This is a genomic window from Pseudomonas sp. OV546 (genome assembly GCF_900116845.1).
Taxonomy (GTDB): Bacteria; Pseudomonadota; Gammaproteobacteria; order Pseudomonadales; family Pseudomonadaceae; genus Aquipseudomonas; species Aquipseudomonas petroselini.
This window is the reverse complement of record NZ_FPCE01000026.1, coordinates 24,764-34,986: the sequence shown is the minus strand read 5'-3', so window position 1 is coordinate 34,986 and position 10,223 is coordinate 24,764. Positions and strand designations below refer to the sequence as shown.

Sequence of the window (10,223 nt, the reverse complement as noted above, 5' to 3'; positions counted from 1 at the left end):
GGTGGCGCTGAATCAGTCACCTGATTAATCGACTGACACACCGCTATCGGGGGCAAGCCCCCTCCCACATTTGGATCGCGGTCTAACCGTTAGATGGCGCTCGGCTGTCAGGCCGCCGGCGGGAAAATGATCAGTGGTTGTAGGCCCGCTCATTATGCTCGGCCAGGTCCAGCCCCATCTCCTCCACCGACTCATGGGCACGCAACCCGACCAGGGCATTGACCACCTTGAGGATGATCCAACTGATCACAAAGCAGTACACCGTGGTCAGCAGCACACCCTTAAGCTGGGCAACCACCTGCCCCCCCATGGTCACACCTTCCACCAGCCCCCCCATGGACGGTACGCAGAACACACCGGTCAACACCGCGCCAATCATGCCGCCGATGCCGTGCAAGCCGAACACGTCGAGGCTGTCGTCGTAGCCGAAGCGCCGCTTCAACACCGTCACGCTCAAGTAGCAGAACACCCCGCACAGCAAACCGATAGCCAACGCACCCCCGACGCCCACATAGGCGCACGCCGGTGTAATTCCCACCAACCCGGCCAACGCACCGCTGGCCAGGCCGAGGGCACTGGGCTTGCCGACCTTGAACCACTCGGTGAACATCCAGCCAAGAATCCCGGCGCAGGCGCCCAACTGAGTGTTGAGCATGACGATGCCCGAGGTGCCGCTGAGGCCGCCACCGGAGCCGATATTGAAGCCGAACCAGCCGACCCAGAGCATCGCCGCGCCGGCCATGGTCAGGCTGAGGTTATGCGCAGGCATTGGCGTGTTCTGGTAGCCCTTGCGCTTGCCGAGGATCAGGCACGCGGCCAGCGCGGCTACACCGGCATTGATGTGCACGGCGGTACCGCCGGCAAAATCAAGCACGCCCCAGTTATGCATCAAGGCCCCCGAACCGCCCCAGACCATATGCGCCACCGGGGCATAGACCAAGGTGAACCAGATGGCCATGAACAGCAGCGCCGCCGAGAACTTCATGCGTTCGGCAAAGGCGCCAGCGATCAGGGCTGGGGTGATGATGGCGAACGTCATCTGGAAGGTCACGAACACCCCTTCCGGGATATCCCCCACCAGGCTCTCCGGGGTCATGCCCGCCAGGAAGGCGCGGCTGAGGCCGCCTACAAAACTGTTGAAGGTTACCTGCCCTTCGACCATGCCGGTGGTGTCGACCACCATGCTGTAGCCGTAGATCACCCACAGCACGCCCACCAACCCGGCGATGCCGAAGCACTGGGTGAACAGCGAAAGCATGTTTTTCGCACGGACGAGGCCGCCGTAGAACAGCGCAAGCCCCGGCAAGCACATGAACAGCACCAGCACGGCGGCGGTGACCATCCAGGCGGTGCTGCCGGTGTTCAAGGTGGGTGCATCAGCGGCGTATGCCAAGGGTGCAAAGGCACCGGCCACTAATAAACCGAAGAGGGATTTGCCAAGAAGACGATTGACCATGTTCAAAGCTCCTGCAAAAGAAATGGGAAGTACCTGGGTGTAGTGAGCGGGCTTGCCCCGCGCTGGGTGGCGAAGCCGCCCTTAAACCAACCGCCGCATTTCTACCTCAAGGGATGCGGCGGCTTTATTGGGGTGGCTTCGCCACCCGGCGCGGGGCAAGCCCGCTCACTACAGGGGCCCGCTAGTAACCGGAACCCGGCACCCAACGGGTCCCCGCCAGCGGCACCCGGGCCATGGCGGCCGACTCCACGGTCAGCGCCACCAAGTCCTCGGGGTCGAGGTTGTGCAGGTGCGATTTGCCGCACGCACGCGCCATGGTCTGTGCCTCCAGCACCATCACCCGCAGGTAGTTGGCCAACCGCCGCCCGCCTTCCACCGGGTCAAGGCGCTTGGACAGCTCCGGGTCCTGGGTGGTGATGCCCGCCGGATCGCGGCCGTTCTGCCAGTCGTCGTAGAAGCCGGCGGCCGAGCCGATCTTTTTCAGTTCCGCGTCCAGTCGTGGGTGGTTGTCGCCCAGGGCAATCAGCGCCGCCGTGCCGATGGCCACCGCGTCCGCGCCCATCGCCATGGCCTTGGCCACATCGGCACCATTACGAATCCCGCCCGACACGATCAACTGGACCTTGCGGTGCATGCCCATCTCTTGCAAAGCCTGTACCGCTTGCGGGATGGCCGACAAAATCGGAATGCCCACATGCTCGATAAACACTTCCTGCGTCGCGGCGGTGCCGCCTTGCATGCCGTCAAGCACGATTACATCGGCGCCGGCCTTGACCGCCAGCTTCACGTCGTAATACGGCCGGCTCGCGCCGATTTTCACGTAGATCGGTTTTTCCCAATCGGTGATTTCACGCAGCTCGGCAATCTTGATCGCCAGGTCATCCGGGCCGGTCCAGTCCGGGTGGCGACAGGCGCTGCGCTGGTCCACGCCGATCGGCAAGGTGCGCATGCCGGCCACACGTTCGGTGACTTTCATGCCGAGCAGCATGCCGCCACCGCCGGGCTTGGCGCCCTGGCCGAGGACGATCTCGATGGCGTCGGCCTTGCGCAGATCATCCGGGTTCATGCCGTAGCGCGACGGCAGGTACTGATACACCAGGTGCTGGGACTGGCCGCGCTCTTCCGGGGTCATGCCGCCGTCACCGGTGGTGGTGCTGGTGCCGGCGATGGTCGCGCCACGGCCCAGGGCTTCCTTGGCGTTGGCCGACAACGCACCGAAACTCATGCCGGCGATGGTCACCGGGATCTTCAGGTGGATAGGCTTCTTGGCGAAGCGATTGCCGAGGATCACATCGGTGCCGCACTTCTCGCGATAGCCTTCCAGCGGGTAGCGCGACACGCTGGCGCCGAGCAGCAGCAAGTCATCGAAGTGCGGCAGCTTGCGCTTGGTGCCGCCACCGCGAATATCGTAGATGCCCGTTTCGGCGGCACGCTGGATTTCCTGGATGGTCAGGCGGTCGAAGGTGGCCGACTCGCGCAGGACCGGAGGGGTTTGTTCAGTCATGGTGGAGCTCCTGATCAGTACGCGGAGGCGTTATCGACTTTGAAGTTGTAGAGTTGACGGGCCGAGCCGTAGCGCTTGAAATCTGCCGCCTGGTGGGCGAAACCGGCGCGGTCGAGCAGTTCCTGCAGCTCGTGCAGGTGTTCGCTGCGCATCTCTTTTTCGACGCAGTCCGAGCCCAGGGACTCCACCGTGCCTTTCACGTAGATGTGGGTTTCGTAGAGCGAATCCCCCAGCGCATCGCCGGCGTCGCCGCACACCACCAGACGCCCGGCCTGGCCCATGAAGCAGCTCATATGGCCGATGCTGCCGCCGACGACGATGTCGATGCCCTTCATGGAAATCCCGCAACGCGCGCCCGCGTCGCCCTCGATCACCAGCAGACCGCCATGGGCGGTGGCCCCGGCCGCCTGGGACGCGCTGCCTTTGACGCGCACCGAGCCGGACATCATGTTCTCGGCGCAGCCCACGCCGACATTGCCGTGCACGGTGATCGAGGCCTGTTGGTTCATGCCTGCGCAGTAATAACCGGCGTGGCCCTCGATATCGATAGACACGGCCTGGTTCACGCCCACGGCGAGGTTGTGCTTGCCGTTGGAATGGGTCACGCGCCACTCGTTGTCGATGGCCTGGGCGTGCAACGCCTGGTTGAGGTCACGCACGGTGGCGGTGGAAAGATCGATAGTTTTCATGTGTGCGCTCCTTAAGCTGCTGACTCGCGTTCCCAGATGTACAACGTGGCCGGTGCCGGCTCCCAGATCCGCGCATTCTCGATGCCCGGCAGGCTCGACAGCGCCTGGTACTCGGAGGCCATGGCGACGTAGTCGTCGGTCTCGGCGAGGATCGCCGGCTTGCACGCAATCGGGTCGCGGATCACCGCAAAGCCGTTGCGCGTGCCGATGGCGAAGGTGAAGAAGCCGTCGAGGTCTTCCAGGGAATGGTCCAGCGCCTCTTTGAGCGAATCACCCTGTTGCAGGCGCCAGGTCAGGTAGCCGGCGGCGACTTCGGTGTCGTTGTCGGTTTCAAAATGGATGCCTTCGCGCTTGAGTTCCTGGCGCAGGCGGAAGTGGTTGGACAGCGAGCCGTTGTGCACCAGGCACAGGTCGGCGCCGGTGGAAAACGGGTGGCTGCCTTCCATGGTCACCGCGCTTTCCGTGGCCATGCGCGTATGGCCGATGATGTGGCTGCCCTGCATGTTGGCCAGGCCGAAGCGCTGGGAAATCTCCTGCGGCAGCCCCATGCCCTTGAGGATCTCGATACTCTGCCCGGCGCTCATGATGCGCACGCTCGGCGCCAGTTCGGCCAGGGCCAGGCGTACCGGGGCTTCGTCGGCGTGGATCTTAAGTACAGCGGCGCTGGCGTTCTGGAACCAATCCAGGGAACAGCCGAGGCGCCCTTCCAGCTCGCCCATCAAGCCTTTCCAGTCGAAGGCTTCGGTGGTGGCTTGCAGGGTCAGCTTGACCCAGCCATCGGCGACTTCATCGCCGTAGATGGCGAAACCGGCGCTGTCCGGGCCACGGTCGGTCATGGCTTGCAGCATGGGTTCAAACAGCTTGCCGAGCTGGGGTTCCAGCTGCGGATTCTTCAGGTACAGGCCTACGATTCCACACATAACAAGTCTCCGTCACACGGTGTCAGAAAAATTCGGTATAGCGCTGGATTTCCCAGTCGCTCACATGGCGGCTGTACTCCACCCACTCCATGCGCTTGAGCTTGATGAACTCGCCCACGATCTGCGGGCCAAGCACTTCGGCGAACAGCGCGTCGGCTTCCAGTGCGTCGCAGGCTTCCTTGAGGGATTGCGGCAGGGTCTTGATGCCGCGCTCGGCGATCTGCTCGAGGCTCAGGCTGTAGAGGTTTTCGTTGCAGACGTGGTCGATTTCCAGCTGGCGATCGATACCGTCCAGGCCCGCGGCGATGATCGCGGCGCTGACCAGATAGGGGTTGCAGCCGGCATCCGGCAGGCGAAATTCCAGGCGACCGTACGGCACGCGCACCATGGCAGAGCGGTTGTTGGCGCCAAACGCGATGAAAGCCGGGGCCCAGGTGGCACCGGACAACGAGTTGCCGACCACCAGGCGCTTGTACGAGTTGACCGTGGGCGCAGCGAACGCACACAGCGCCGGGCCATGGGCGAGCAAGCCGGCGGCGAAGTGATAGGCAAGTGTCGACAAGCCCATGCCGCTCGGGTCGCTGGCGTCATGGAACAGGTTTTTGTTCTCGGCGCTGCTGATCGACAGGTGAAAGTGCATGCCATTGCCGGCGCGTTTCGGGTCGGGCTTGGGCATGAAGGAGCAGATCATGCCCAGGTCATTGGCGATCTCGCCGGCGGCCATGCGGAAGAAGGTGAAACGGTCGGCGGACGTCAGGGCGTCGCTGTAGGTGTAGTTGATCTCGAACTGGCCGTTGGCGTCTTCGTGGTCGATTTGATAGACCTCGAAATCCACCGCCTGCAAGGCTTCGGTCAGGCGCTCGAGGAACACCCGCGAACGCGACAGGCCCTTGTAGTCGTAGCAAGGCTTGTCGAGGTTGTCGCTGGGGTCGACCAATTGCAACGTGCCCTGCTCGTCACGGCGCATCAGGTTGAACTCGGGTTCGAGGCCGGTGTTCAGCGTCCAGCCCTTGTCCTGCAGGCGCTGCACTTGTTGTTGCAACACGTAGCGGCTGTCGTAGGGATGGGGTTTGCCGTCGACATGGCCGACACACACCACACGCCCATAACCTGGCTGCCAGGGTACCGGGGTCAATGTCGACAGATCGCCGCGCGCCATGAAGTCCGGACCGTGGGGCTCCATGCCCATGCCGCTGATGGCAAACCCTGCAAACCCCGCGCCCTCTTCGGCCACCGTCTTGAGCCCGCAGATGGGCACCGACTTGGTCTTGGCCGCACCGTGTATATCCACAAACTGCGCAAGCACGTACTTGATCCCGTGCTTGTCGATGATGCGCTGGGTTTCTGCTGGCAACATTGCGTGTCACTCCTCGCGAAAGGCAAAACCGTTTGGGTGGGTCTAGGCTGTCTTTTTATTCCTAAAAAGAAAGTTAGTTTCCCTACAGGAATGCAATACCCTTGCCAGATTCGCGGACGGCTGTTTGATGTGCCGGTGAAAGCGCTTTTGTGCTGTATATATGGGAAAATTCTTTTCCCTGCAGGAATACGTACAGCGGGGTGGCCTTTAAGCGCCAGACTTTGCACTTTCCCAGTGCGAAAATAATATTACTGAACGGAAACCGTGCAGGAGCCGATGATCATGTCCACCGAAACCGCCCCGCGCCTCAAGCTCGAGCAATACCTGGGGCTGCAGATCAAACGCCAGCGCCAGGCCCAGGACCTGAAGTTATCTGACGTGGCAAAAATTGCCGATATCAGCCAGGGCATGTTGAGCAAGATCGAGAACGCCCAGGTCTCTACCAGCCTCGATACGTTGAGCCGCCTGTGCGATGTGCTCGGGCTGCCGCTCTCGAAATTATTCAGCGAATACGACCAGCAGGATGGCAGCGCCTTGCTGGTCAAGGCCGACCAAGGCATGGAAGTGGTGCGCCGGGGGACGGAGAAGGGGCATACCTATCACCTGCTCAACCATACGCGCGGGCCGAAGAAGAGCTTCGAGGCGTACATGGTCAGCATGGATGACGCCAGTGAGGAGTTTCCGACGTTTGCGCACCCGGGGACCGAGTTTCTGCACCTGCTTGAAGGGGAGCTGATTTATCGCCACGGCAACCAGCTGTATCGCATGGAGGCCGGGGACAGCCTGACGTTTGAGGGCGAGATTCCCCATGGGCCCGAGGAGTTGGTGCGGGTGCCGATTCGGTTGTTATCGATCATGAACTACGGCAACGACAAAGAGTGATGCACGAACGGCGCATGAGCACCTTGTAGTGAGCGGGCTTGCCCCGCGCTGGGCGGCGAAGCCGCCCCAAACCAGGCGACTTGGTCTTATCTGGAACTCGGCGATGTCTTTATGGGGGCGGCTTCGCCGCCCAGCGCGGGGCAAGCCCGCTCACTACAGTTTTGCAGAGACCTGTGACCAGCGCAGGCAAGCCAGCGCCCACCTTTGATCGCATTCGACCTTCCCGTCGCCCCCGCAAAAAATTCCCCCCAGTTAAAAATCTTTCCCAAAACCCCTAGACGCACCGCCCTCATTCCCCTATAAAGCCACTTCAGGAATATTTTATTCTCCACAAGAAAACGCGCTCAAGGAATGAGCCTGCTGTCCTCAGACATTTTTTCGCTATGCGATGAGCTGCCGCCATCATCCCGAGGACGTGTCATGCAACACGAAAAAAACCATTTCATCATCAAGGTCACTTGTCCCGCGGTGTCCGGCATTGTCGCTGCCGTCACCACTTACCTGGCGGACAAGGCGTGCTACATCGGGGAGATGGCGCAGTTCGACGATGACTTCAGCGGCCGCTTCTTCATGCGTGCGGTGTTCCGCTTCAACGATGGCCATGCGGGCAACCTGCAAGAGATCAGAGACGGTTTCGCCGATGTCGCCCAGGCCTTCGACATGCAGTGGGAGCTGCACGACACCCGCGAGCCGATGCGCGTGATGCTGATGGTGAGCAAGTTCGACCACTGCCTCACCGACCTGCTCTACCGATACCACAAGGGCGAGATGGACATGACCCTCACCGCCATCGTCTCCAACCACCTCGATCTGCGGCCGATGGCCGAGCGCGAGGGCATTCGCTTTATCTACCTGCCGGTGTCCAAGGACAACAAGGCCGCGCAGGAAGCCGAGTTGATGAAGATCGTCGACGACACCCGCACCGAACTGGTGGTGTTGGCGCGCTACATGCAGATCCTCTCCGACGACCTGTGCCGGCAACTGTCGGGGCGGGCGATCAATATCCACCATTCGTTCCTGCCCGGTTTCAAGGGTGCCAAGCCCTATCACCAGGCTTATCAACGCGGCGTGAAGTTGATCGGTGCCACCGCGCACTACGTGACCAGCGACCTGGATGAGGGCCCGATCATCGAGCAGGAAGTGCAGCGCGTCGACCACGTGTACAAGCCCGACGACTTGGTCGCCATCGGTCGCGACACCGAAACCGTGGCCCTGTCCAAGGCGGTCAAGTACCACCTGGAGCACCGGGTCTTCCTCAATCAGGACAGAACGGTGGTGTTCCGGTGAACGCGCATAAACTGATCGACGGCAAAGCCGCCGCCGCACGGGTGCTGCTGCAAGTGCGCGAAGACGTGGCGCGTCTGCATGGGCAGGCTATTCAACCGGCGCTGGCGGTGATCCTGGTGGGCAACGACCCGGCCAGCCAAGTGTATGTGCGCAACAAGATCCTGCGCGCCGAAGAGGTGGGCATCCGCTCCGTGGAGCATCGCCTGCCCAGCGATACCAGCACCGAACAATTGTTGATCCTGATCGGCCAATTGAATGCCGACCCGGCGATCCACGGCATCCTCCTGCAATTGCCGTTGCCGGCGCAGATGGACGAACTGCGCGCCCTGGAGGCCATCGCGCCGGACAAGGACGTCGACGGTTTTCACAGCCAGAACGTCGGCGGCCTCAGCCAGGGGCGCGCGGTACTCACGCCGTGCACGCCGAGCGGTTGCCTGTACCTGCTGGAACACACCTGCGGCGACCTGCGCGGGAAGCACGCGGTGGTGATCGGCCGTTCGAACATCGTTGGTAAGCCCATGGCCGCGCTGCTGCTCAAGGCGGATTGCTCGGTGACCGTGCTGCACTCACGCAGCCACGGCGCCCAGGCCCTGTGCCGCCAGGCCGATATTGTGATCGCTGCCGTGGGCCGCGCCCGCTTGATTGACGCGAGCTGGTTGAAACCCGGCGCCGTGGTGATCGATGTCGGCATCAACCGCATCGACGACGACGGCCGCAGCCGCCTGGTGGGTGATGTCGACTTCGACAGCGCCCTGCCCCATGTCGCCGCCATCACCCCGGTGCCCGGCGGTGTCGGGCCGATGACCATTGCCTTCCTGATGAAAAACACCGTGGCCGCCGCCCAGGCGCAACACCACGCCCTACGCAGCCAATCGGAGGCCGTATGCCATTCAATCTATTGAAATACGGGCTGAGTTCCGAGTACCCGGTGGAGGTGGACCTGCCACCGCCCAAGGCTCTCAAGTCGAGTTACGACGTGGTGATCATCGGCGCCGGTGGCCATGGCCTGGCGACGGCCTACTACCTGGCCAAGTACCACGGCATCACCAATATCGCGGTGCTGGAAAAGGCCTACCTGGGCGGCGGCAATACCGCGCGCAATACGGCGGTGATCCGCTCCAACTACCTCACCAGCGAAGGCGTTCGTTTCTACGCCGAGTCGGTGAAGATGTTCCAGTCGCTGTCCAACGAATTCGATTTCAACATCATGTACTCCGAGCGCGGCCAACTGACCCTGGCCCACACCGACGCCACCGTGCGTTCGTTCCGCCAGCGCGCCGAGGTCAACAAGCACTTCGGCGGGCGTACCGAGATGATCGATCGCCAGCAGATCCGCGAGCTGGTGCCCAGCCTTAACCTCGACCCCGGCCACTTGCCGGTGATTGCCGGGCTCTGGCATATCGACGGCGCCACCGCGCGCCACGATGCCGTGGCCTGGGGCTACGCCAAGCAGGCGGCCAAGCGCGGCGTGGAAATCCACCAGCTTACCGAAGTGCAGGACCTGATCATCGAAAACGGCGCCATCACCGCGGTGAAAACCAATCGCGGCACCATCAAGTGTGGTTGCGCGGTGCAGGCGATTGCCGGGCACAGCTCGCTGCTGATGGCCAAGGCCGGCATCCGCTCGCCGATCCAGACGTTCCCGCTGCAGGCCATGGTCACGCAGCCGTTCAAGCCGTTCCTCGATCCGCTGGTAAGTTCCTCGGCGCTGCACTGCTACGTGCAACAAACCAGCCGTGGCGAAGTGGTGTTCGGTGGCGGTTCCGACCCGTACCCGCTGTTCAACACGCGCTCGACCCTGGACCTCAAGGAAAGCCTGTTGGCCCATGCCATCGAGATGTTCCCGTTCCTGGCCAACGCCAAGTTGATGCGCCAGTGGGCCGGGATCACCGACATGACCCCCGACTACAGCCCGATCATGGGCCTGTCGCCGGTGAAGAATTACTACCTCGACGCCGGCTGGGGCACCTGGGGCTTCAAGGCCACGCCGATCTGCGGCAAGACCATGGCCGAGCTGGTCGCCAGCGGCGGCAAGGTGCCGGACTTGATCAAACCCTTCGGCCTCGAGCGCTTTTCGACCTTCCAGCAAGTCAACGAAATGGGCGCCACAGCGGCCAGCCACTGACGG

9 protein-coding genes are annotated in these 10,223 nt (G+C 62.5%); 4 read left to right on the top strand and 5 right to left on the bottom strand.

Going from position 1 to position 10,223, the window contains the following annotated elements; all coding sequences use genetic code 11:
- Positions 1-130: 130 nt before the first annotated feature.
- From BM403_RS30975 to glnT, 5 genes are all read right to left on the bottom strand, one after another.
- A complete protein-coding gene (locus tag BM403_RS30975; protein WP_043205169.1) occupies positions 131-1,456 on the bottom strand; it encodes an ammonium transporter in 1,326 nt (441 codons plus the stop codon).
- Positions 1,457-1,637: 181 nt separating this feature from the next.
- A complete protein-coding gene (locus BM403_RS30970) occupies positions 1,638-2,960 on the bottom strand; it encodes an FMN-binding glutamate synthase family protein (RefSeq protein WP_012723552.1) in 1,323 nt (440 codons plus the stop codon).
- 14 nt (positions 2,961-2,974) lie between these two features.
- Positions 2,975-3,649 carry a GltB/FmdC/FwdC-like GXGXG domain-containing protein gene (locus BM403_RS30965; RefSeq protein WP_012723551.1) on the bottom strand — a complete coding sequence of 225 codons (675 nt, stop codon included), beginning with the start codon at positions 3,647-3,649 and terminating at the stop codon, positions 2,975-2,977.
- A gap of 11 nt (positions 3,650-3,660) precedes the next feature.
- Entirely contained in the window at positions 3,661-4,569 is a 909-nt protein-coding gene (locus tag BM403_RS30960) for a class II glutamine amidotransferase (RefSeq protein ID WP_012723550.1), read from the bottom strand.
- A 22-nt stretch (positions 4,570-4,591) separates the two neighbouring features.
- Complete coding sequence (gene glnT, locus BM403_RS30955; RefSeq protein WP_012723549.1) at positions 4,592-5,926, bottom strand: type III glutamate--ammonia ligase; 1,335 nt, start codon at positions 5,924-5,926, stop codon at positions 4,592-4,594.
- A 282-nt stretch (positions 5,927-6,208) separates the two neighbouring features.
- Between glnT and BM403_RS30950 the strand changes: the two genes are divergently transcribed.
- From BM403_RS30950 to BM403_RS30935, 4 genes are all read left to right on the top strand, one after another.
- Positions 6,209-6,808 carry a helix-turn-helix domain-containing protein gene (locus BM403_RS30950; protein WP_027603577.1) on the top strand — a complete coding sequence of 200 codons (600 nt, stop codon included), beginning with the start codon at positions 6,209-6,211 and terminating at the stop codon, positions 6,806-6,808.
- 420 nt (positions 6,809-7,228) lie between these two features.
- Complete coding sequence (purU, locus tag BM403_RS30945; RefSeq protein ID WP_064052586.1) at positions 7,229-8,095, top strand: formyltetrahydrofolate deformylase; 867 nt, start codon at positions 7,229-7,231, stop codon at positions 8,093-8,095.
- Complete coding sequence (folD, locus tag BM403_RS30940) at positions 8,092-8,997, top strand: bifunctional methylenetetrahydrofolate dehydrogenase/methenyltetrahydrofolate cyclohydrolase FolD (protein ID WP_093546964.1); 906 nt, start codon at positions 8,092-8,094, stop codon at positions 8,995-8,997. The genes purU and folD overlap by 4 nt, the downstream gene beginning before the upstream one ends.
- Positions 8,979-10,220 carry an FAD-dependent oxidoreductase gene (locus BM403_RS30935; RefSeq protein WP_093546961.1) on the top strand — a complete coding sequence of 414 codons (1,242 nt, stop codon included), beginning with the start codon at positions 8,979-8,981 and terminating at the stop codon, positions 10,218-10,220. Before folD ends, BM403_RS30935 begins: the two co-directional genes overlap by 19 nt.
- Positions 10,221-10,223 lie beyond the last annotated feature (3 nt).

What these genes read in the sequence shown, in the direction of transcription:
- purU (WP_064052586.1), top strand. Translation starts at nt 7,229, where the DNA reads ATGCAACACGAAAAAAACCATTTCATCATCAAGGTCACTTGTCCCGCG.
- BM403_RS30960 (WP_012723550.1), bottom strand. Translation starts at nt 4,569, where the DNA reads ATGTGTGGAATCGTAGGCCTGTACCTGAAGAATCCGCAGCTGGAACCC.
- glnT (WP_012723549.1), bottom strand. Translation starts at nt 5,926, where the DNA reads ATGTTGCCAGCAGAAACCCAGCGCATCATCGACAAGCACGGGATCAAG.
- BM403_RS30970 (WP_012723552.1), bottom strand. Translation starts at nt 2,960, where the DNA reads ATGACTGAACAAACCCCTCCGGTCCTGCGCGAGTCGGCCACCTTCGAC.
- BM403_RS30935 (WP_093546961.1), top strand. Translation starts at nt 8,979, where the DNA reads ATGCCATTCAATCTATTGAAATACGGGCTGAGTTCCGAGTACCCGGTG.
- BM403_RS30950 (WP_027603577.1), top strand. Translation starts at nt 6,209, where the DNA reads ATGTCCACCGAAACCGCCCCGCGCCTCAAGCTCGAGCAATACCTGGGG.
- BM403_RS30965 (WP_012723551.1), bottom strand. Translation starts at nt 3,649, where the DNA reads ATGAAAACTATCGATCTTTCCACCGCCACCGTGCGTGACCTCAACCAG.
- BM403_RS30975 (WP_043205169.1), bottom strand. Translation starts at nt 1,456, where the DNA reads ATGGTCAATCGTCTTCTTGGCAAATCCCTCTTCGGTTTATTAGTGGCC.